General features: G+C 53.4%; 20 protein-coding genes. 11 read left to right on the top strand and 9 right to left on the bottom strand.

Translation table 11 applies throughout. From position 1 onward, the window contains the following. Nucleotides 1-10 precede the first annotated feature (10 nt). The 6 genes from lipB to BLV85_RS04500 all read right to left on the bottom strand — a co-directional run bounded on the left by lipB (nt 11) and on the right by BLV85_RS04500 (nt 7,850). The gene (gene lipB / locus BLV85_RS04530; RefSeq protein WP_090412642.1) at nt 11-685 is read right to left on the bottom strand and encodes a lipoyl(octanoyl) transferase LipB; all 675 of its coding nucleotides are present in this window, start codon (nt 683-685) and stop codon (nt 11-13) included. A 137-nt stretch (nt 686-822) separates the two neighbouring features. Then, the gene (locus BLV85_RS04525; protein ID WP_090412580.1) at nt 823-1,089 is read right to left on the bottom strand and encodes a YbeD family protein; all 267 of its coding nucleotides are present in this window, start codon (nt 1,087-1,089) and stop codon (nt 823-825) included. Between the two features lie 10 nt (nt 1,090-1,099). Then, entirely contained in the window at nt 1,100-1,960 is an 861-nt protein-coding gene (locus BLV85_RS04520) for a D-amino acid aminotransferase (RefSeq protein ID WP_090412578.1), read from the bottom strand. A 15-nt stretch (nt 1,961-1,975) separates the two neighbouring features. Then, complete coding sequence (locus BLV85_RS04515) at nt 1,976-3,097, bottom strand: D-alanyl-D-alanine carboxypeptidase family protein (RefSeq protein ID WP_245725087.1); 1,122 nt, start codon at nt 3,095-3,097, stop codon at nt 1,976-1,978. A gap of 489 nt (nt 3,098-3,586) precedes the next feature. Further along, nucleotides 3,587-6,685: an efflux RND transporter permease subunit gene (locus BLV85_RS04505; RefSeq protein ID WP_090412574.1), complete on the bottom strand. Its 3,099-nt coding sequence runs from the start codon at nt 6,683-6,685 to the stop codon at nt 3,587-3,589. 46 nt (nt 6,686-6,731) lie between these two features. After that, on the bottom strand, nt 6,732-7,850 hold the full coding sequence (locus BLV85_RS04500) for an efflux RND transporter periplasmic adaptor subunit (protein WP_245725086.1): 1,119 nt from the start codon (nt 7,848-7,850) through the stop codon (nt 6,732-6,734). A gap of 212 nt (nt 7,851-8,062) precedes the next feature. Between BLV85_RS04500 and BLV85_RS04495 the strand changes: the two genes are divergently transcribed. The 8 genes from BLV85_RS04495 to BLV85_RS04460 are packed head-to-tail and all read left to right on the top strand — an operon-like array spanning nt 8,063 to nt 14,759. After that, the gene (locus BLV85_RS04495; RefSeq protein ID WP_090412570.1) at nt 8,063-8,530 is read left to right on the top strand and encodes a Fe-S cluster assembly transcription factor; all 468 of its coding nucleotides are present in this window, start codon (nt 8,063-8,065) and stop codon (nt 8,528-8,530) included. Nucleotides 8,531-8,555: 25 nt separating this feature from the next. Next, nucleotides 8,556-8,906, top strand: coding sequence for a HesB/IscA family protein (locus BLV85_RS04490; RefSeq protein WP_090412568.1), 351 nt, complete (start codon nt 8,556-8,558; stop codon nt 8,904-8,906). Between the two features lie 2 nt (nt 8,907-8,908). After that, nucleotides 8,909-10,345, top strand: a complete 1,437-nt coding sequence (sufB, locus tag BLV85_RS04485) for a Fe-S cluster assembly protein SufB (RefSeq protein WP_090412566.1) — start codon at nt 8,909-8,911, stop codon at nt 10,343-10,345. Then, a complete protein-coding gene (sufC, locus tag BLV85_RS04480) occupies nt 10,342-11,136 on the top strand; it encodes a Fe-S cluster assembly ATPase SufC (RefSeq protein ID WP_090412564.1) in 795 nt (264 codons plus the stop codon). The genes sufB and sufC overlap by 4 nt, the downstream gene beginning before the upstream one ends. Next, entirely contained in the window at nt 11,133-12,446 is a 1,314-nt protein-coding gene (sufD, locus tag BLV85_RS04475; RefSeq protein WP_090412562.1) for a Fe-S cluster assembly protein SufD, read from the top strand. Before sufC ends, sufD begins: the two co-directional genes overlap by 4 nt. 3 nt (nt 12,447-12,449) lie before the next feature. Beyond that, a complete protein-coding gene (locus tag BLV85_RS04470) occupies nt 12,450-13,709 on the top strand; it encodes a cysteine desulfurase (protein ID WP_090412560.1) in 1,260 nt (419 codons plus the stop codon). Continuing rightward, the gene (gene sufU / locus BLV85_RS04465; protein WP_090412559.1) at nt 13,706-14,191 is read left to right on the top strand and encodes a Fe-S cluster assembly sulfur transfer protein SufU; all 486 of its coding nucleotides are present in this window, start codon (nt 13,706-13,708) and stop codon (nt 14,189-14,191) included. The genes BLV85_RS04470 and sufU overlap by 4 nt, the downstream gene beginning before the upstream one ends. A gap of 7 nt (nt 14,192-14,198) precedes the next feature. Next, nucleotides 14,199-14,759, top strand: coding sequence for a NifU family protein (locus BLV85_RS04460; RefSeq protein ID WP_090412557.1), 561 nt, complete (start codon nt 14,199-14,201; stop codon nt 14,757-14,759). A gap of 217 nt (nt 14,760-14,976) precedes the next feature. On the opposite strand, the gene BLV85_RS04455 is transcribed toward BLV85_RS04460, so the two are convergent. Further along, entirely contained in the window at nt 14,977-16,008 is a 1,032-nt protein-coding gene (locus tag BLV85_RS04455; protein WP_090412555.1) for an NAD-dependent epimerase/dehydratase family protein, read from the bottom strand. A 146-nt stretch (nt 16,009-16,154) separates the two neighbouring features. After that, nucleotides 16,155-17,435, bottom strand: coding sequence for a nucleotide sugar dehydrogenase (locus BLV85_RS04450; protein WP_090412554.1), 1,281 nt, complete (start codon nt 17,433-17,435; stop codon nt 16,155-16,157). 638 nt (nt 17,436-18,073) lie between these two features. On the opposite strand from BLV85_RS04450, the gene prsT reads away from it, so the two are divergent. Then, on the top strand, nt 18,074-20,866 hold the full coding sequence (prsT, locus tag BLV85_RS04445; protein WP_090412552.1) for an XrtA/PEP-CTERM system TPR-repeat protein PrsT: 2,793 nt from the start codon (nt 18,074-18,076) through the stop codon (nt 20,864-20,866). A gap of 265 nt (nt 20,867-21,131) precedes the next feature. Here the strand turns inward: prsT and BLV85_RS04435 are convergent, their stop codons facing one another. Beyond that, nucleotides 21,132-21,668, bottom strand: a complete 537-nt coding sequence (locus BLV85_RS04435; protein ID WP_090412549.1) for an ATP-dependent zinc protease family protein — start codon at nt 21,666-21,668, stop codon at nt 21,132-21,134. A 373-nt stretch (nt 21,669-22,041) separates the two neighbouring features. On the opposite strand from BLV85_RS04435, the gene BLV85_RS04430 reads away from it, so the two are divergent. Further along, a complete protein-coding gene (locus tag BLV85_RS04430) occupies nt 22,042-22,788 on the top strand; it encodes a DUF3750 domain-containing protein (RefSeq protein WP_090412548.1) in 747 nt (248 codons plus the stop codon). Between the two features lie 62 nt (nt 22,789-22,850). Next, nucleotides 22,851-23,053, top strand: a 203-nt coding sequence (locus BLV85_RS15435) for a hypothetical protein (RefSeq protein ID WP_218132777.1), incomplete at its 3' end; no start/stop codon positions are given.

Here is a 23,053-nt window from a genome sequence, read left to right as displayed (position 1 = left end):
GTTTCCTCTATTAGGGGTTGGTTAATCGGGCCAGTAATCTCTGGGCCAGTTTTGTGCTTAGCATTTCCGGGCTATCGGCTATGCCAAGATCGCTGGCCTGTGTGATGCGTAACCCTGGGTAGCCACAGGGATTGATCGCGGCAAAAGGCGCAAGATCCATCGCGACATTGAGCGCGATGCCGTGATAGCAGCAGCCATGCCTTATTTTCAAGCCTAAAGAGGCAATCTTGGCGTCATCGACATAGACTCCCGGCGCATCCACCCGGCCTTGCGCCTCGATGCGATAGGCGTGCAGCAAGTCTACCACGGCGCCTTCCATCTTTCTGACCAGCGCCCTGACATTTAATTGCCAGCGGCGCAGGTCAAGCAACAGATAGGCGATGGCTTGACCGGGCCCATGGTAGGTGATTTGCCCGCCCCGGTCTGTCCGGACGAGCGGAATGCCGTTCTGCCGTAGCAGGTGCTCGGGCTTGCCGGCAATGCCTTGCGTATAAACGGGCGGGTGTTCCACCAGCCAGATCTCATCAAGCGTCTGTGTGGTCCGCTGTGCCGTAAAGTGTTGCATGGCCTGCCAAGTGGCTAGATACTCCATATGGCCGAGGGGCTTGATGATGACTGGGATCGATTCGCTTTGGCTGCGGTCATCATGCCGGCCCAGGCGGTTGTGGTCTGATATTTGTTCCATATGATCGGTCATTCAGGGGGGTACCCATACGGCCATGGTAATGATCCAAAAAAGTGCGGGCCTTTCAGTGCCCGGAACGGGCTGGCCTAATCGGCAAGGCGTTAATGATGTGCCTGAGTTTTCCGTTTGTCTGCCGGCTACAGCAGCATGACGACCAGTGGATGATCGTGCAGTGCCTGATAGAGCGCGTCCAGTTGCGGGCGTGAGGTGGCGCAAATAATACAGGTCAGGCTCAGGTAGGCGCCATTCCTGCTGGTTCGCACTTCGACAGTGGTGTCGTCGAAATCCGGCGCATGGGTTTTCACGATGGTCAATATTTCCTGGGTGAAACCCTGGTGCGATTTTCCCATGATTTTTATAGGAAAATCACAAGGATATTCTATCAACGAAGACTCTTCAGTCATACTGGTCCTGCTAGGAGAGCGCGGGTTGACCCCGCATCATAGTTGCCTTGTAGGCTTGATAATGCTGATTGAGCTGCTGAAATACCGGGCCGGGCTTGGCGTTGCCGACCGGTTCGCCATCCAGCCGGGTGATCGCCAGGATTTCCTTGGTGGAAGAGGTCAGCATGATTTCCTGGGCGGAGCGTAATTCAGCCTCGGAGATCTCTCTCACGGCATGTGGGATGGCATGGGTCTCAGCCAACTCCAGTACGACATCATAGGTGATGCCGGGCAACATCCGGTGGTCTTTGGGCGGGGCCAGCAACACCTCATCCTTGACGATAAAGATATTGCTGGCGGCGCCCTCGGTCAGCAATCCGTCACGCAGCAGAATGGTTTCCATGGTGCGTGCATCGATAGCCAGCTGGCGCAGCAGCACATTGGGCAGCAGGGAAATGGCTTTGATATCACATCGCCCCCAGCGATTGTCCTGCGCAGTGATGGCTGGCACGCCACTGGCGAGCAATGCCTGGGGCGGTGGCGGCAAGGGGGTGCTCATGATGAAGACGGTCGGCGGTACGCCCAGCGGAAAAGCATGATCCCGTTTGGCGACACCGCGGGTGATATGCAGATAAAGATATTGATCTTCGCCTTCATTGTGCGCAATGATATGTGCGATCAACTGGCTCCAGTGTGCTTCGGAATGGGGGTTGTCGAGGCGAATTCCATCCAGGCTGTGTTGTAAGCGGATCAAGTGTTCAGAGAGCCGGAAGGGTTTGCGCGAATAGACGGGGATGACCTCGTAAACGCCGTCACCAAAAATAAAGCCGCGATCCAAGACCGGGATATAAGCCTGTTCGATGGGCAGAAACTTTCCGTTGAGATAAATCATAAATACCAATATGCGTTAATTGAGCCACATCTTCAGGTTGTCCCAGGCTCGCCCCAAGAAACCGGCCGCCTCGACAGTTTCAAGTGAAATCAACGGGTAAGAAGCAATTTCCTGGCCATCCAGAACGAATCTGACAGCGCCAATTTCCTGTCCCTGACCGATCGGCGCGACAAGCGGCTGCCGGTATTCCATCCTGGCCTTGAGCTTGTCAACCTTGCCCCGGGGCAGTGAGAAATAGATATCCCGGTCGAAACCCACCTTGAGTTTGTTCTGGGCGCCTTTCCAGAGCTGGACGTTGGCCACGGTTTGATGTTTCTTGTAAGGATGGGCAGTATCGAAGAACTGGAAGCCATAATTCAGCAAACGTTGACTCTCGATGCTGCGGGCATTGGGCGAGGCAGTGCCCATGACAACAGAAATCAGCCGGCGGTGATCCCGCTGGGCAGATGTGATCAGGCAATAGCCAGCAGCCTCGGTCCAGCCGGTTTTCATGCCGTCCACGTTGGGATCGGTCCATAGCAACCGGTTGCGGTTGGGCTGGGTAATGCCGTTGTAGGTATATTCCTTCAACGAATAGAGCGGGTAGAATTCAGGGAAATCCCGAATAATGGCCGATGCGAGCAATGTCAGATCATGTGCCGTGCTGTAGTGCTCGGGATGTGTCAATCCGGTCGAGTTGGTGAAATGCGTATTGTGCATTTTCAAGCGTTTCGCTTCTTCGTTCATCATATGCGCGAACATGTCTTCCGAGCCTGCGATCAATTCCGCCAGTGCGACACAGGCATCATTGCCGGATTGAACGATCATGCCGCGAATCAGTTCGTTGACAGTGACTCGCTTGTTGGGTTCGATGAACATGCGCGACCCGACCATGCGCCAGGATTTCTTCGAGACGGGCACTACTTGATCAAGCGCGATGCGTTCCTGCTTGATAGCGGAGAATGCCACATAGGCGGTCATCAGCTTGGTCAGTGAAGCTGGATCCAGCCGTTCGTGCGGGTTATGGCTGGCCAGTACCTGGCCGCTGTGGAAATCGCTTAAAACAAAAGATTTGGCGGCCAAGGACAGCTCGGGTTGTTGCGCAAAGGCCGGTAATGCTGTCAGTAGGCAAAGCAGAAAGAAGATGAGTCGTTTCATGAAAATCTGCAAAAATATCATTATACCTCGCACATCAGGTTTCTTGAACCTGGAAATATGGGTTGGTGGACGGGCTGGCGTGTGCGGTTTTTAAGCCGCGTGGCAGGCATGGCCAGGAGAGCATCGATATGCCTTCCAGGGCGTTGCAGCACCACCATGAGACCTGAATGCAGCGCAATTCGGTGCGTTGCATTGCCAGGCACGCCGTAAACAGGCCGCTATTCAATTTAACAATTCAAGGGCACAAAACATTTTTTTGAGCATTTAATCGGGGTAGCGCGGCTTCAGTCTGGCTAAGGAGTCGCTCAAAAACAACTGTAACACTTGGATCGCATCTGGCGGGCGCACTGCGGTGTTACTCGTCGTCGCCATAGCCTTGCTATGACTCCTCCTCTCGCCTTGCGTTGCATCCCACCAGACGCGCCCAATTGTCACACTTATTCCTTCACGGCTCCTGATTGTCTGCGCCATGGCTGATTGTCATGTCCGTCATGCCTTTTCAGTGGCACGCGGGCGTTTTTTGCCGGCTAGCCAGGAAAAGAACAAGGGCACGAAAATGGGTGCGATGAATGCCGCAAGTATCATCCCGCCAAATACCCCGGTGCCCATCGATTGGCGCGCGGCCGAACCCGCGCCGGTGGCGATTACCAGCGGGACGACACCCAGAATGAATGCCATCGAGGTCATGACGATCGGCCGGAAACGCAGCCGGGCCGATTGAATGGCGGCCTCAAAGGTTGGCACACCTTCCATCATTTTTTGTTTGGCAAACTCCACCAGTAATATAGCATTCTTGGCGGCCAAGCCAATCAGCGTGACCATTCCGATTTGAAAATAGATATCGTTCGGCATGTCGCGCAGCAGGACGGCAACCAATGCGCCAGTGACCGCGAATGGCACGGCCATGATAACCGCCAACGGCAATGCCCAAGTTTCGTATTGGGCTGCAAGGATCAAGAATACCATCACAATGGCAAGGCTGAAAGCGAGCACAGCGGCCGCCCCCGTTTGCTTTTCCTGGAATGCCTTGCCGGTCCAGGCCAACTGGTAGCCGTTCGGGAGAAATTCAGCGGCGAGCGCTTCGACCCGTTCGATCACTTCGCCCGAGCTTGCGCCGGGAATGCCTTCGCCCAGGATCTTTGCTGACAGCAAGCCATTGAAACGCTCTAACTGCTCCGCGCCGATGATATGGTGCACCTTGCTGATTGCGGATAACGGCACCATGGCGCCGGATGCCGCACGGACATAAGCGTTACCCAGATCCTCCGGTTTCATGCGGTAGGGGGCATCCGCCTGCAACTGGACTCGATAGGTTCGGCCGGTACGGTTGAAGTCATTGATATAGAATGCGCCCATCGTGCTTTGCAAGGTGGCGTATATGTCACCAATGGCTATGCCCTGTGAAATCGCCTTGGCCTCATCGACTTCCACAAACAGTTGCGGAACATTCGGACGAAAGAAGGTATTGACCGAGGCAATCGCCGGATCTGCCCGCAGCTTGTCCATGAAATCGGAGACGATCTCGGACAGCACCAGCGGATCTGATACGGCAAGTGTCTGGATATATGCTTCAAACCCGCCGGTGCTGCCCAGGCCGCGAATGGCCGGCGGATTGAAAGCGATGACCAATCCATCCGAGCGTTGTGCACCGATTCCGAACAGCTCCTGCACGATATCGTCTGCCGTCGCGCTTCTGTCCGACCAGTCCGTCATGCGGACAAACATGGTGGCCACGTTGGTTTTGTTGCCGCCACCGATCAGATCGAAGCCATTGACCGCGAACTCGTGTGCGACGGCCGGGTGTTGTGCTATTTGAGTCCGCACAGCCTCGGTGGTCTGGATCGTTCTGGTCAAGGTGGTGCTGTCTGGCAGGATAATTTCGGTGATAACGTACCCCTGGTCTTCTGGTGGAACAAAGCCCTTAGGGATAATATTGGCCAGATACAGAACAGCCCCTACGAACGCCAGAAAAATGAGCGTGCTGATGAAGGCGTGATGCAGGCTTTTGTTGACCAGGCCCACATAGACATTCCGGATCGAATCAAAGCCGCGATTGAAGAGGCGGAAAAATTTTGTGTCGGTGTGTGTGGATTGGAGCAAAATTGCACATAAGGCTGGCGATAGGGTCAAAGCGACCACGCCGGATAGTACGCCGGCCACTGCCACGGTGACTGCAAACTGCCGGTAGAGTTCGCCCGCGATCCCGCCAATGAACGCCACTGGCAGAAAGACAGCGACCAGGACCAGGGTCATGGCTATCACAGCGCCGGAAACCTGGCGCATGGCCTTGATGGCAGCTTCGAGGGGAGGAAGTTTCTCCTGCGAAATCAGCCGCTCGACATTTTCCAGTACCACGATGGCGTCGTCTACCACGATTCCGATCGAGAGCACCATCGCGAACAGTGTCATGGTGTTGATGGAGAAGCCGAGTAGCCACAGGCCGGCAAAGGTACCAATCAGGGAAATCGGCACGGCGATAATGGGAATCAATGCCGCGCGCCAACTTTGTAGAAATAGATAGACGACGATGATGACCAGGATCATCGCTTCACCCAGGGTTTTGAATACCTCCCAGATTGATTCCTTGACAAAATCGCTGGTGTCATAGGGTATGCTGTAAACCACGCCTTCCGGAAAGCCCTGCTCCAGTTTGGCTATTTTTGTTTTGATGGCCTTGGCGGTGTCCAGGGCATTCGATCCCGGCCGCAAGAAAATGGGAATGCCCACGCCAGGTTCGCCATCCAGAAAAGTCCGGATGTCGTAGTCCTGGGGGCCGAGCTCGATGCGTGCGACATCCTTGAGCAGCAGTACGCCACGTGGACCGTCCGCCCGCAATATGATGTTGCCGAATTCTTCGGGCTGCAACAGGCGCCCCTTGGCTGTGACCGTATAGACCAGCTGCTGATCCGGCAATGCCGGTTCCTGGCCTATTTTCCCCACCGCATATTGTGAATTTTGTGCGCGTATGGCTTCGACAATATCGCTGGTGGTCACGCCCAGCTGTGCCATGCGATCGGGCCGGATCCAGATACGCATGGAATAGTCCTGGGCGCCGAAGACTCTCGCTTCGCCGACGCCTGGCGTGCGCTTCAGTTCATCGAGAATATTGGTGGTGACGTAATTGCTCAGGAACAGCGGCGTATGGTTTTCATTGTTTGAAGTCAGCATCAGTACAAGCAGGATATCGTTGGAGCGCTTCTGTACGATGACCCCTGTGCGGCGCACTTCTTCGGGCAAGCGCGGCAGGGCGATATTCATGCGGTTGCTGACGTTGAACGTGGCCTGGTCAAGATCGGTGCCGATTTCAAATGTGGTCGTGATGGTCAATGTGCCGCTCGAATCTGCGCTGGAATCGAAATAGAGCAACCCCTCGATGCCGCTGAGTTCCTGTTCAATCGGCGCAGCAACGGTTCTGGCCAGTGTTTCGGCATTGGCGCCGGGAAAAGTAGCGGTAATCAGTACGGTTGGCGGCGTGATTTGAGGATATTGTGCGATCGGTAATTGCAAAACGGCCGCAATCCCGGCGAGTACGATCAAGATTGATAAAACCGAGGCAAAAATGGGGCGTGTGATAAAAAAACGGCTCATGATTCAAACAAATGAAGAAGTGGGTGGATTGGGCCTGGGCCGGTTTTCAGAGCGACGCGTGCCCGGGTGCGTCAGTCGCTTCCTGTGGCGCAACAATCAGCCCGGGCTGTAGTTTGATCAGGTTGTCCACGATCACTCGGTCGCCTGACATGAGTCCATCCAGAATGACCCAGTCCTTGCCCGTCCATTCGCCTGCCTGGACGGAGCGTATGGTAGCCTCGTTTTGTTCGTTCACGACATAAACGTATTTGCCGAGATCCGAAGCCAGCACGGCGGGTTGGGGCACGACAAACACGTTCTGGTATTCGCCGGTTTTGATTCTGACGCGCACGAACTGGCCGGGTAACAGGCGCTTGTCCGGATTTTCGAAAGTTGCGCGCAACTGCTGCGTACCGAGTATGGGGTCAATATAACTGGCAGCAAAATTGATTTTGCCAGACAGCGGATACTCGCTGCCGTCTGGCTGAATAACCTGGACAAGCTGGACGTTCTGTTCGGTGAGATAGCCTCCCAGCCTGGTCAGATCATGATCGGAAAGACTGAAGCGCACCCACACGGGCGACACTTGGTGAATGGTGGTCAACAGGCTGTTCTGCGCTTCGACCAGCGAGCCTTCGGAAAACTGGGCGCGACCCGACGATCCGCCGACCGGGGCCACCACCTTGGTATAGGAGAGATTGAGTTGTGCCTGCCTGACCTGCTCGCGCGTGGCCCTCAGGCCCGCCCGTTCGATGGCGAGACTTGCCACGGCATTGTCATACATGCGCTGACTGACAAAGTTTTCAGCGACCAGTCTTTTCAGGCGCGCCTCTTCCAGTTCGGCATCCGTCACGCGTGCCTGTTGTTCGGAGAGTTTGGCGTGTGCCTGTGCCAGTGCAATCTGGAACGGTTCCGGATCAATCAGAAACAGCGCCTGATTCGCCTGGACACTTTCGCCTTCCTCATATAAGTGTTTGAGCAGAATGCCGCCGACGCGTGGGCGCACTTCCACTTCCTTCGCGCCTTCCGTTTGGCCAACCGTTTCGGTCATTCTCGGTGCGTTGACTGGGTTGACTCTGACAACGCTTACTGGCAGTGCCTGATCCGTTTCAGGGAATTCATTCCGGTTTGTGCTGTCTTTGGAACATGCAGCAAGCAAAGCACATAACAGCAGTGCAGCGAGCATTGCAGGAAGCGGGCAAGACTTGGTTTTTTTTGATCCAGTGGATGCGAAGCGGTATTTTGACGGATTGGAATTCATTGTTTATTGGAATTATTTAGTGACGCATGCAGGCAGTTTATGGACCACTAAAGTTGACTAATATTGTCGGGTATTATATAGTTGACAAAAATTATCGGAAATACTTTTTAACCGCTCTATTGTACTAAGGAATTGTAATGAGATTGACAACAAAAGGACGATTTGCGGTAACAGCACTGTTGGATATCGCAATGCGGCATGGCAGCGGCCCGGTTGCGCTGGCCGATATCAGCCAGCGGCAGAAAATTTCACTATCCTATCTTGAGCAGCTGTTTGCCAAATTGCGCCAGCGCGAACTGGTTGACAGCGTGCGCGGACCAGGCGGCGGCTATTGCCTGGCCAAGGACCTGGATGAGGTGTCGGTAGCGGACATCATTCTGGCCGTCGATGAACCGATCGACAGCACCCAGTGTGGCGGCAAAGAAAACTGTCTTGGCGACAGCAAATGCATGACCCACGACCTTTGGGCCAAGCTCAACGAAATCATATTCGATTATCTTGGGCATGTCACGCTGCAGCGTCTGGTGGATGAGCAGAACCAACGCGAGCTGCAACGCGAACAGGCCGTGGTCAAGCTGTACGATATGCGGGAAGCGGCATTCTGATTGGCAATCCATGAAAGGAAGAACCATGGCAATTACTTTGACAGAACGCGCAGCCAGCCAGATTCGGCAACAGCTGACCAAACGAGGCAAGGGGGTTGCCCTGCGACTGGGAATTAAAAAATCCGGTTGTTCAGGGTTTGCCTATCTTTTCGATTATGCAGATGAAGTACAGGCTGACGATCAGCTGTTCGAGTCACGCGGCGCCAAGGTCGTGGTCAGGCAGGATCATCTGTCCTTTTTTGATGGATCCGAAATTGATTATGTTCAGGAAGGCCTGAACAGTACTTTCAGATTCAGCAACCCGAACATTGATAATACTTGTGGCTGTGGAGAGAGTTTCAGCCTTAAAACGCAGGAACAAAATCAGGAATTATAAAAATGAGTGCTGCATTACAACATTTGGTTAATCAACCATATAAGCACGGCTTTGTCACCAATATCGAATCGGATGTCGCGCCCAAGGGCCTGAATGAGGATGTCATCCGGCTGATTTCTTCCAAAAAGAATGAACCTGAATGGCTGCTGGCTTTCAGGTTGGAGGCCTACCAGAGGTGGCTGGACATGACCGAGCCGACCTGGCAGAACGTCAAACATCCCAAAATCGATTTTCAGGCCATCAGTTATTATTCTGCGCCCAAACCGAAGAAAAAGCTGGCCAGTATGGATGAAGTGGATCCCGAATTGCTGCGAACCTTCGAAAAACTGGGTGTGCCCATGCATGAACGGGCCGCATTGGCTTGGGTCGCCGTTGATGTCATTTTTGACAGCGTCTCGGTTGCCACGACCTACAAGGAAAAGCTGGCCGAGGTTGGCATCATTTTCTGTTCCATTTCCGAAGCGGTTCAACATCACCCTGAGCTGGTCAAGCAGTATCTGGGTACGGTTGTGCCGCCGGGAGACAATTTCTATGCGGCATTGAATTCCGCCGTCTTTACGGATGGATCTTTCTGCTATATTCCCAAGGGCGTCAAATGCCCGATGGACCTGTCCACTTATTTCCGGATCAATACCCAGGAATCCGGGCAGTTCGAGCGCACCCTGATCATCGCGGAAGAGGGTGCATCCGTTTCCTATCTGGAAGGCTGCACCGCACCCCAATTCGATACCAATCAACTGCATGCGGCAGTGGTCGAGTTGGTCGCACTGGATAATGCCGACATCAAATATTCGACGGTACAGAATTGGTATGCTGGCGATGAAAATGGCGTGGGCGGCATATATAATTTCGTCACCAAGCGCGGCCTGGCAAAAGGCAGGAACTCGCGTATTTCCTGGACCCAGGTGGAAACCGGTTCCGCAATTACCTGGAAGTATCCTTCGTGCATCCTGCGTGGCGAGAATTCCGTGGGGGAATTCTATTCAGTGGCCGTCACCAATCATCATCAGCAGGCAGATACGGGCACCAAAATGATTCATATCGGCCGGAATACCCGCAGCACCATTGTCAGCAAGGGCATCTCGGCCGGTCAATCCAATAGCAGCTATCGCGGGTTGGTAAGAATCGCGCCCACAGCAACCAATGCCCGCAATTATTCGCAGTGTGATTCGATGCTGATCGGCAGTCAGTGCGGTGCGCATACCTTTCCCTATATTCAAGTGCAAAACAACAGCGCACAGGTCGAGCATGAAGCGTCGACTTCCAAGATCGGAGAAGATCAATTGTTTTATTTCGCTCAGCGTGGCATCGATGCCGAAGAGGCAGTATCGATGATCATCAATGGTTTCTGCAAGGAAGTCTTCCAGCAGTTGCCGTTGGAATTCGCCGTGGAAGCGACAAAATTACTCAGCTTCAAGCTGGAAGGGAGTGTGGGATGATAGATCCGAACAGTAAAGTATTGCTGGAAGTCCGTGACCTGCATGCAACCGTTGATGGAACGGAGATCCTCAAAGGTGTGGATTTTACCGTCAAAAGCGGCGAGATTCATGCCATCATGGGGTTGAATGGTTCCGGAAAAAGCACTTTTGCCAAGGTGCTGGCGGGCCACCCAGCTTATGAGATGACCCAAGGCACGGTGCGTCTCGATGGTCAGGATCTGTCCAGTCTGGCGCCGGAAGAACGGGCGCGTGCCGGCGTGTTCCTCGCATTTCAGTACCCGATCGAAATCCCCGGCGTTGCCAATGACCAGTTTCTACGGCTGGCATACAACACTGTGCAAGCGCAGCATGGCAAGGAGGAACTCGATCCCTTGGAATTCGATGATTTCGTGCGCGAAAAAATGAAACAGCTCGAAATGAAGCCGGATTTTCTCGACCGGAGTGTCAATGAAGGTTTCTCCGGCGGTGAGAAAAAACGTAACGAGATTCTGCAAATGGCCCTGCTGGAGCCGAGGTTGGCCATTCTGGATGAAACCGATTCCGGTCTCGATATCGATGCGCTCAAGATCGTGGCAAATGGCGTGAATCGGCTTGCCAACAAAGATAACGCGATCGTTCTGGTGACGCATTACCAGCGCTTGCTGGATTATATCGTTCCCGATTATGTGCATGTGATGGAGGCCGGGCGCATTATCAAGACGAGTGGCAAAGAGCTCGCGCTTGCTCTCGAAACCCATGGCTATGACTGGTTGCATAGTGAGGCAGGGCGTGCGTTAGGAACGCAATTATGAGTTCAGTGATCAAAGACGATTATCTCACGCAACTGATTGCGTCCTGGAAAGCGGAAGCGGCTGCTTCCGCCATGCCTGCCATGTCTTGGCTCGATCAGTTGCGCACCAGCGCAGCCGGCCGTATCGAAGCGCTCAGACTGCCCACGACACGGGATGAAGAATGGCGTTTTACCGATATCACGCCGCTAAAAAGTGCGCTTTTTCCACGGGCATCGGTTGCCTCAAGCTTAACCGGTAGCGATATCGCGCGTTATACGCTGGATGATGTGCCGAATCGGGTGGTGTTTGTCGATGGTCAATTCTCAGCTGAATTATCGAGCATCGAACATGACAGTGGCGTCATCGCCGGCAATCTGTCTTCGCTGGCTCGCGAGCACACAGCCACGGTGGCGCATCACCTGGGCCGGCTGGCGGACTTTCAGGATGACATTTTCGTGGCGTTGAATACGGCTTTTCTCCATGATGGCGTGGGGATCATCATTCCCGCCGATGTCTCGGCGGCTGCGCCGATCCATGTCTTGTTTATCACCTCGCAGCCAGAACAGACAACTTACCCGAGGTGTTTGGTGATTGCCGAGCCGGGTGCTCGGGCGACGCTGGTCGAGGAATATGTTGCGTTGCGGGATGCCGCCTATCTGACCAATTCCGTGATGGAAATGCATCTTGCCCGTTCCGCGCAGGTACAGCATATGCGTGTCCAGCGCGAGAGTCAGCAGGCATTTCATATTGCCAACAATACCACCGTCATTGCGCCGGATGCGTGTTATCGTGCGGTCAGTCTGACTCTTGGCGCCCAAATTTCACGCTACAGTCAGAATATCGTGCTGGCGGGCGAGCATGCGGAATGTGCCATTGATGGCCTGACGCTCATAGCCGGCAAACAACTGGCCGATACGCATACCTTTATCGATCATGCCAAGCCGCATGGCAGAAGCCAGCAACTTCACAAATGTATTGCCGATGATAGTGCCCGTGGAGTATTCAGCGGAAAAATCATGGTGCGCCCGCATGCCCAGCTGACTGATTCCAGGCAAATGAGCCGTAATCTGCTGCTATCGGACAAGGCCCGTGTGGACACCAAGCCACAGCTTGAAATTTTTGCGGATGACGTCAAATGCGCGCATGGGGCAACGATCGGCCAACTCGACAAGGAAGCACTGTTTTATTTGCGAAGCAGGGGATTGTCCGATGCCGCTGCCCGCAATCTGCTGACCTATGCCTTTGGTGGTGAAGTCATCAACCGCATTCCGGTGGCTTCGCTCAAACAGCAGCTTGAGAAACTTGTCCTTGTCAGCACACAGGTCAATTGAACTATGAAAAGCGTCGAAGCATTATTCACTCCCCAGGCAACACCCACGGCAATGCAGCATCTGCGCGCCGATTTCCCGATACTCGGCATCCGGGTCGGTGACAAGCCGCTTGTCTACCTGGACAATGCCGCTTCCAGTCAGATGCCGCAAGCTGTCATTGATCGATTGGTCCGTTACCAGACGACCCAGCATGCCAATATTCATCGTGCCGTCCACCACCTTTCCGAAGTGGCCACGCAAGAATATGAAAATGCGCGCCGTAAATTGCAGCATTTCATGGGGGCACGGGAAGAGAAAGAAGTGATCTTCACCAGCGGGACGACTGACAGCATCAATCTGGTCATGCACGGCTACGGCCGCAAGTTCATCCAGAGCGGTGATGAAATCATCCTCACGACCCTGGAGCATCATTCCAACATAGTGCCCTGGCAAATGCTGGCGGAAGAAAAGGGCGCCCACATTCGGGTTGTGCCGATCAATGACAGCGGTGAATTGCTGGTTGAGGCGTACGAAAAGCTCTTCAATTCAAAGACTCGCTTCGTCGGCCTTTCGCATGTGTCGAACGCGCTTGGCACCATCAATCCGATCAAGGATATGATTGCCATTGCGCATCAACATGGTGTTCCGGTTTTGATCGATGGCGCGCAGGCCGCCCCTCATTTGCAAGTCGATGTGCAAGAGCTGGATTGCGATTTTTATGCATTCTCGGCGCATAAGCTCTTCGGCCCCACAGGGATCGGAGTGCTTTATGGCAAGGCACATCTGCTGGAAGCGATGCAACCCTACAAAGGTGGGGGGGACATGATTGCCTCGGTCACTTTTGAGAAAACGATTTATAACGAACTGCCTTACAAATTCGAAGCGGGAACGCCGCCGATTGCGGCAGCGATCGGTTTCGGCGCCGCAATCGATTACCTGAATCAGATTGGTCTCGATAATATCGCCGCCTACGAACATGATTTACTGCGCTATGCAACCGAGCAAATCCAGGCAATGCCGGGCGTGCGCATCATTGGCAACAGCCTGAACAAAGTTGCGGTGATCTCGTTTGTCATTGACGGTATTCATCCCCATGATGTCGGTACACTGCTTAACCAGGAAGGCATCGCCGTGCGCACGGGCCACCATTGTGCGCAACCGATCATGGAACGCTTCAAGGTGCCGGCAACTTCCCGTGCATCATTTGCTTTTTACAATAACAGAGATGAGGTCGATGCCCTGGTGGCAGGCATTCGATCCGTACAAAAGGTCTTCGCACTATGAGTTTGAAATCCATTTATCAGGAAGTCATCCTTGATCATAACCGCAAGCCGCGTAACTACGGCTCACTCGATCACCCTACCCATCATGCGGTAGGGCACAATCCGCTCTGTGGCGATCGTATCACTCTGGATCTCACGATAGCCGACGAGCATATCGAGCAAATTGCTTTTCATGGTGAATCCTGCGCGATTTGCAAAGCTTCCAGCTCGATGATGACAGCCGCTGTCAAGGGGAAGACCCGTCAGGAGGCCGAGACACTGGTCAATGAGTTTCGTGAAATGGTGGTGGACGGCTCCGATCCGGCCGACCTCGATCACCTTGGTCGGTTGAAGGTGCTTGGAGGGGTGCGCGATTTGCCGACGCGGGTCAAGTGTGCCATTTTGCCATGGCATACGCTGCATGCCGCCATGAATTCGGTTGTCGCTGTTTCGACTGAAACCGATGAAGACAATACGGCACAACTGGCAGTGAGCAATCACTGATAAGCTTATGCCGAAAATTGCAGAAATAGAAGGGACGCCGAATCCCAACGCGTTGAAATTCATTTTGAAAGAGCCGCTTACCTGGGGTGTTGTGCGCTCTTATGACAATCCCGAACAAGCCGAAGAGGATCCACTGGCCTCGGCCCTGTTCGATATCGATCATGTCACCAATGTGTTTTATGTCGATCGCTGGATTACCATTACCCAGGATGGCGAAGCCGACTGGCAAGACCTCGCGCGGGCCGTGGCTGATCCAATTCGCGCCGCTCCGGCTGCGACCGATGAATCGGCCGCTACCGTAGCCGCAGCCAATGAGGGACTGGCCAATCTCAGCGAGGCAGACCGGCAGCGGCTGGAGCGTATCAATATACTGCTGGACGAGGAAGTGCGGCCCTATTTGCAGCATGACGGTGGCGATCTGCACGTGCTCGGTCTGGAGGAGAATGTCCTGCAAATCCACTATCAGGGTGCCTGCGGGACATGCCCGAGTTCAATCACCGGTACATTGCGAGGGATAGAGCAGCTGCTGAGAACGATCGAACCGGATATCCGGGTCGTCTCGGTGTGAATCTGAGCCGCTGTCTGGAAATTTCCGTTTAGACCCAATTCGTCAATGTCATCATGTACATGGCGGTGATACATTGCCGCTGAAAGGCGTCTGGATGGCCGCAGCCTCCTAGCCATATTATCGTAGGGTGCGCTTGCGCACCGTCAAACTCCGGCCACTGTCAGTAGGTTCCCTCGCATAACAAAAGCCGGTGCACGAGTGCACCCTACACGCCTGTTCAGGAAAGATGCTGTAGATACCAGTTCATCGATTGTTTCAATCCTTGATCGATCCGGTGTGTGGGCATATAGCCCAGCAGCTCATGTGCCTTGCCGATATCCGCTTGGGAATGTCGGACATCGCCTTGGCGGAAATCTCGATAAGTCGGCTGATGGCTGCTGATGTGCGGAAAGCGATCGATCAGCAGGTCGTGCATCATGGCATAAAGCTGATTGAGACTGGTGCGCGCGTTCACTGCGATATTGTAAACCTGGTTCGTTGCCTGAGCATCGGTTGTCAATGCGGCCAGCAAGTTGGCTTGAACGGCATTTTCTACAAAACAGAAATCCCGGCTGGTCTCGCCGTCTCCATTGATGTAAAGCGGTTGATTTCTGATCAGGGCCGCTATCCACTGCGGGATGACCGCAGCATAAGCCCCATTGGGGTCTTGCCGAGGACCAAAAATATTGAAATAGCGCAGGCCGATCGATTGCATGGTATAGCAGCGAGCAAATACATCGGCATATAATTCATTTACATATTTGGTTACCGCATAGGGTGACAGTGGCTGGCCAATCACTGACTCGACCTTGGGCAAACCCGGATGGTCGCCATAGGTGGAACTGGAAGCTGCATAGACAAAGCGCTTGACCTGGGCGTCGCGCGCGGCGACCAGGATATTCAAGAAGCCAGAGACATTGCTTTCGTTGGTGAGAATGGGATCATCAATCGATCTCGGTACCGATCCCAGCGCCGCCTGGTGCAGGACGAAATCAACGCCTTCGCAGGCTTTGCGGCAGTCGGCCAATTGCCTAATATCGCCCTCGATAAACTTGAAGTTCAACCAGGCCTCGGGCCCGACTGCCATGCTTACCTGATCGAGATTGTGAGGATGGCCGGTAGAAAAATTGTCCAGCCCCACCACTTTCTGGTTCAACCCAAGCAGGGTTTCGAGCAGGTTCGAGCCGATGAAACCTGCCACACCGGTTACCAGCCAGCAATAACTGTTGTGCTGCAAATGTTGTCGAGTCTCAGTGTATGGTGTTGTCATGGGTAATTTTTGATGAGGATTTAACCTAACAACCGCGTGCAACTATGGTTCTTAGGTTTTGCAAAATATGCCTTTGTGCAATTGCAGTGGAACGCACGAAGCCTGGAATAGGCCATCGTCAGCAGGTACGCAAGCGCACCCTGTGATCAAAGCCGCCAGACATGGAAGCCCGCTTGACGCATGGCTTGTGCATCGAACTGGGATTTGACATCGATGAAACAGCCCTGCGAGACCATCTTGGCCTGAATATCGGACAAGGATTTGCCAGTGAATGCCTCGTGCGCGACCGCTATAATCAAGGCATGCGCCTGCGGCAAATCCTCCCATGCCTTGAGTGTTACCCCGTATTCATGCCCGGCCTCTTCGGCTTCCGCCACAGGGTCATGCACATGGACCTCAACGCCATAATCCCGCAGCTCTCGGATCACATCGGCGACCTTGGAATTTCTCAAATCCGGACAATTTTCCTTGAATGTCAATCCCAGCAAGTTGACTTGCGCGCCCTTGACGTTGAAACCGGCCTTGATAATCTGTTTGATGGTTTGCTCGGCCACATATTTGGCCATGGTGTCATTGATGCGGCGGCCAGACAGGATCACCTGCGGCATGTAACCCACCATTTCGGCCTTGTGCGTCAAGTAATACGGATCGACCCCGATGCAATGTCCTCCCACCAAACCGGGCCGGAATGGCAGAAAATTCCATTTGGTGCCGGCTGCTTGCAGGGTTTCTTGGGTATCGATATCCAGTTTATCGAAAATGATGGCAAGCTCGTTCATCAAGGCGATATTGAGATCGCGCTGCGTATTTTCGATCACTTTGGCTGCCTCGGCCACTTTGATACTGGAGGCACGATGGACGCCGGCAGTGACGACTGTTTCATACAGGCGCGCGACTTTATCCAGTACTTCGGGGGTGTCGCCGGACACTACCTTGGTAATGGTGGTCAAGGTATGCTGTTTGTCGCCTGGATTGATACGCTCAGGCGAGTAACCGACAAAAAAATCCTGCTTCCAGCGCAGGCCTGAATGCCGTTCCAGTTCGGGGATGCACACCTCTTCAGTCGCGCCCGGGTAGACCGTCGATTCATAAACGACAATCGCGCCTTTTTTCATATGCTTGCCGACTGTTTCGCTGGCGCGCTTCAAGGCAGTGAAATCGGGCTGATGTGCCAGGTCGACAGGCGTCGGCACGGCCACGACGATAAAGTCGGCCTGCGCCAGATCGGCCGGATTGGCCGTCAGCGTCAACCGCTGCGCGGCCTGGAAATCTGTTGAGGAGACTTCGCCAGTGGGATCACATTGGCGACGGTAATGCGCGATTTTTTGCTCTGAAACATCGAACCCGATCGTGTCGAGTTTTTTTCCAAATTCGATAGCCAGAGGCAACCCCACATATCCCAACCCCACAACCGCTACTGTTTGCATAAAAATATTTCCTTCATAAACTTGAATATAATCGTTCGCCTAGAAGGCTGTCCGAGAATAGACCGATCTACTGCGAACGAGGCAGATTGGCCGGACTTTCCGATTATTTTCGTTAAATAGAACGACTATTTGCCCCAAATAATCGAAAAATCCTGCTCAATCAGCCTCGCTCTCGCTACGATCGCTAATCTCGGGCAGCCTCCTAGGATGCCAAGATTGGTTACGTCATCCAGGCCTGCAGTTGTCATGGGGCAGCTGCAGGAAAATCAGGAATAGCGTGACGCATTTTGCCAATTCTGTGTGACTGAGTAGATAAATAACTAGAATAAAATAACTGATTCATGATGCCTTCAGTTTAGCATCAAAGCCCAAAATAACCGTTAATTCTGGGGATTCGGGAATGCTGGAATTGTGATATAACTAACAGGCATTGCTCTGAATGGCATGTATATTCCTGTATCTGAAAACGCGCCTTGCTGTCAGCACAGAGCACAGGGAGGCCGCTTCATTGCCTGCCGGAGAAATTGAATGAAAGTCAGTTGCCGTCATGCTTTGGTTGTGTGGATTGAAGGCAGTCGTCCATTTAGGTTAATGTGTCATTCCGCAAGTCATGTGTTTAATTATCAAGAGGGGTAAAAATGGGCAGCTTTGGTAAAACGACTAAGCAAACTAAATTTCCAACGCTACTTGCCTCCATGCTGATAGTGGTATTTTCGCTTTCTGCCTGCGGCAATGCCAAAGATGCTCAGGCACTTGTTGCCGAAGCGGTACAGTATCAGCAACAGGGCGACGACAAGGCGGCCATCATACAATTGAAAAATGCCCTGCAGCAAAGTCCGAATGATCCTGAAATACGTCACTTGCTGGGCACGCTTTACAACAAGGTGGGCGACATCCAGTCTGCGGAAAAGGAGCTGAGTAAGGCACTGAGCCTGGGCATGGATCCTGCCAAGGTTTTGCCCGATTTGGGCCAGGCATGGCTGGGCATGGGGCAATTCCAGCAATTGCTGGACGAGACCGAGAAACTGTCCGAACAGGGCGATTTTGCCGAACTGCTGGTATTGCGCGGCAATGCTCTGCTGGCATTGGGCAAATTCGTGGATGCCAGGTTATTGTTTGAGCAGGCGTTGCAGGATCAGCCAGGATCTGCCGAGGCATTGGTCGGACTGGCCAGATATTCACTCACGCAGCAAGATGTCGAATCGGCCATGCGTTACGCTGAGGATGCCGTCATCCACAACCCCGAGAATAGTGATGTCCTGTTGTTCAAGGCCGATTTGTTGCGGGCCCAGGGCAAAGTGGACGAAGCGCTGGCCTATTATGATCGAGTCATCACACTGAAGCCCGATACGGTCTCCGCCTATGTCAACCGCGCGACCATTGCGATCAGCGCCAAGAAATTTGAATCCGCTCAGGCCGATTTGAATACTGTCCGCAAAATTGCCCCGGGTGATCTATCCGCTGTGTACACCCAGGCATTGCTTGATTTCAGTCAGGGTAAACATACGGCTGCCCAAGAATCATTGCAACAGATACTGGGTGTCGTGCCGAACCATATGCCCAGTGTCCTGTTGGCGGGCGCCACGCAGTTTGCGCTGGGATCGATACCACAAGCGGAACAGCATGTTGCCCAATATCTCAAGGCTATTCCCAACAATCTTTATGCCCTCAAGCTGATGGCATCGATCCAGTTAAAAAGTAACCAGGCCAAGCAGGCGGTCAGAACCCTGACGCCTGCACTGAATGCGGTTCAGCAGGACGTGCAATTATATGCACTGGCGGGCGAGGCCTACATGCGGTCAGGAGACTTCGTCAAGGCCACCGAATACTTTGAGAAGGCCGACGCACTGACGCCAGATAATGCAGCCCTGCAAACCGCGCTGGCCATGAGCAAATTGGGGCAGGGCGATAGCAAAAGCGCAATTGCCGATCTGGAAATGGCTGCCCAGCTGGAGGGTCAATCCAGCCGGGCGGGTGTGATGCTGGTCATGACCCATTTGCAAATGCGTGAATATGACAAGGCCCTGGCGGCAGTGGAATCCCTGCAAAAGGAACAACCGGATAATCCGCTTTTTCATAACTTGAAAGGGGGTGTTTACCTGGGCAAGAAGGATCTGATCAAAGCGCGCGCAAGCTTCAATCAGGCGCTCAAGCTGCAGCCGGATTATTTCCCGGCAATTTCCAATCTGGCCAGAATCGATGTGCAGGAAAATAATCCAGACAGCGCACGACAACGCTTCGAAGCGGTGCTGAAGCAGGATCCCAAGCATCTGCAGGCGATGAATGCACTGGCCAGTCTCGCGCTATCCCAGGGCAACCAGGCTGAAGCCACCACATGGCTGGAGCGAGCCAGACGGGAAAATCCGGATGAATTGCAGCCTGCCTTGCAGCTGGGCGCGCACTATTTGCGCGTGAATGAACCCGAGCAGGCGCTGGCACTGGCCAAGAAGCTGCAGGGCACCTATCCCGATAATCTGAATATCATCGAATTGCTGGCGCGCGCTTATCTGGCGAGCGATGACAAGCCTGCCGCATTGGATAATTTCCAGAAACTGGCTGCCAGGCTGCCCGATTCGGCACCCGCGCAATTGCAGTTGGCGCAAGTGCATCTCGTCATGGGCGACCACAAGGCGGCCACAAATTCCCTGAAAAAAGCGCTGGCGATTCAGCCCGATTTTTTGGAGGCCAAAGTGGCTCAAGCCAGACTGGCAGCCCAAACCAATCGTTTGGATGAAGCGCTCAGGATCACGCGCGACATCCAGAAGCTGCATGAAAATCATCCCGTCGGCTTTGAAATGGAAGGCGATTTGTTGATGGGGCAAAAAGACACTGCCGGCGCGGCAGCTGCCTATGATAAAGCGCTGTCCAAGCAGAAAAACAGTCAGTTGTTGATCAAGCTGCATACAGCCTTGAGCCAGAGCGGAAAGTCAAAACAGGCAGAAACGCGCATCAATCAATGGTTGAAAGACAATCCGACCGATACGGTCACACGTAGCTATCTGGCAGGGGCCTATCTGGCGCAACAGCAATATGCGCCAGCAATCAAACAATACCAGGCCGTGCTGGCGCAGCATCCGGATCATGCGGCAACATTGAATAATCTCGCCTGGGTCTATCAACAGAAAAAAGATCCGGCGGCACTGGAATATGCAGAAAAAGCCTACCAGCAGGCACCGGACAGCCCGGCCATCATGGACACACTCGGCTGGATACTGGTTGAGCGAGGAGAAGTCGAGCGTGGTGTGACGTTATTGCAGAAGGCTGTTTCACGGGCACCGGAAGCGGTTGAGATTCGTTACCACTATGCAGTGGGGCTGCATCGATCAGGTGATAAGGGCACTGCACGCACGGAGCTGGAAAGGTTGCTGCAGGCTGAAAAACCCTTCCCTCAGATAGAGGAGGCCAGGAAACTGCTCGATAGTCTCAAATGAAATCATCCAAATACCCGTGACTGAATCTGTGTGTATCCTGACTCACGATTTTTTCACGGGCAATGCGCAAATGGCTATGGCGCTTGCGGGTATTGCCGATAAATTGTTGGGAAGTTTCTGTTTCAGGCCGTCTCCTTGGCCACAGCCCGTCGGGCCGTGCAATATATCGGGTGCATTGATGCACCATGAAAATCGGAGAGGGATTGTCCTGGGCTGCCTGTATTCTGCTGAAAATTGCCTAAGGGACTATTCGGTTTAAGGCCTACTACCCATCAATCATACAATTCGGCTCGCTCGTCATTTTATGCCTGGAACTGACCAGCGCCGTATGCTTCAGGAAATTTCTTCCAACCAGGACAGGGTAGGTCATTCTGCTTCGGTCGGACAAAGTGAAAAGATGCTTTTCGTAGTGATCGCCCACGCATAAGCCCATTCTTACGACATATCGAACTTGTTTGCCGCTGGCCTGTTTAATTGACACCTTCTTTACCAGAGGTAACGTCATCGGATGCTGGCCGCCATTGTGATCATCGAACACAAACCTGACTAATTTCTGATCATCCGTTTCAATGACTTCTATATCCTTGGCATGCAGGGAGCTTTTTGCAGCACCTGTATCGAGCAGGGCGGGAATTTCGATATCGGCCGATAATTTGCTATTGTCAGGGATTAATGCAACTTTCTCGACATGACCATAGATGCTGAAATTGTCTGGACTGATCTCACCGGACGGATTGCCTGGCTCTGCCGATACTGATGTGACGAGTCCCATTAGTGAGAGGGCGAGCAGGGAATGATACATAGTCTTTTCCTCCTATAAAACGAATATATAACTTCGTTATCGATTTCTCATACTCAGGATTTATCAATGATGGAAAACTGTACAGCTCGGCGTAAATACTACGCGAGGAGAATGTTGGGAAGGTGCATGCCTTGCCTGCACCGACCAACCATTAGGTAGATGGCTGTTCATACCATGAGTTCATTATATACTATCTACCAAGCTTGCAGTTTTGGTGAATTGGAGCAAAAGACTATCCCAGTTTATGCATTTGGGTTTTTCTGAAGCGATGAACCCGTGCCATGCATTCCCATCTATATCTTTATGTAACAAATATTTGAATGGGTCTTTTATGCTTTTATCCTGTTCGATAGAGAAACGGACTTCCTGACATATGTTTACTCGATTACATCCCGGCGTTTATCTCATTGCCATCATCGTTTTTCTGTTTGTAGCGGGTGGCTATTCCGCAGATACCAACTGGCGCACCGCTAGCCGCGCGCGGGTGGGATTGGCGCCTGATCCGACTGAAACGCCCGAGGCAGTAGTGCAAGTCTACGCCGCCCGCGCTTTTGGCTGGCGGGGCTATTTCGGCGTGCATACCTGGATTGCGGTCAAACCGTCACAGGCCAGGAGCTATACCGTTTATGAGGTGATCGGCTGGTATCTGCGTCGGGGCGGGTCGGTGCTGGCTGTCCATCAAAGCGCACCCGACCGGCGCTGGTATGGCAGCGCCCCGGTGTTGCTTACGGAACAGCGTGGCGAGCATGTCGATGCGTTGATCGAGCGCATCGATGAAGTCGCACGCAATTATCCCTATCAGGATCAATACACCGTCTGGCCGGGTCCCAATTCCAATACCTTCACCGCCTGGGTATCGCGTGCGATTCCCGAGCTGGCGCTGGATTTGCCTCCCACGGCGATCGGCAAGGATTATCTGGGCAGTGAGTTGATGGGTACCGCCCCCAGTGGTGCGGGCTGGCAGTGGTCGCTGTACGGCTTGCTGGGTGTCACCGTGAGCGAGGTCGAGGGTTTCGAAATCAATTTGCTTGGCCTGGCATTCGGGATCGATCCGGATCCAATCGCTCTCAGACTGCCCCTGATCGGGCGGATTGAGCTGACGACAGGGCAAGGCACCTGACGCTTCAGCTATGCGCTGCGATTTGCTGACGCTCAACAACGCGCCTATTCCATATATCATGTGTGATTGATGCCTGTGAACCCTTTTCAATTTCAGGTACGCGGCCCCGTGCATCGATCTGCCAGTGCGCAAGCGTACCCTACGCAAAAACCGGTAACGAGCCAATTATTGTAGATACTCTGTCTTCAGTCAAGCAAAATTTACATATTAGCGCCCTTTATTTTGAAAAACTTGTCACCATCAAACGGCATGTTGTTATGCAGCA

Source organism: Nitrosomonas halophila (assembly GCF_900107165.1).
Lineage (GTDB): Bacteria > Pseudomonadota > Gammaproteobacteria > Burkholderiales > Nitrosomonadaceae > Nitrosomonas > Nitrosomonas halophila.
This window is presented reverse-complemented; position numbering and strand designations above follow the sequence as displayed.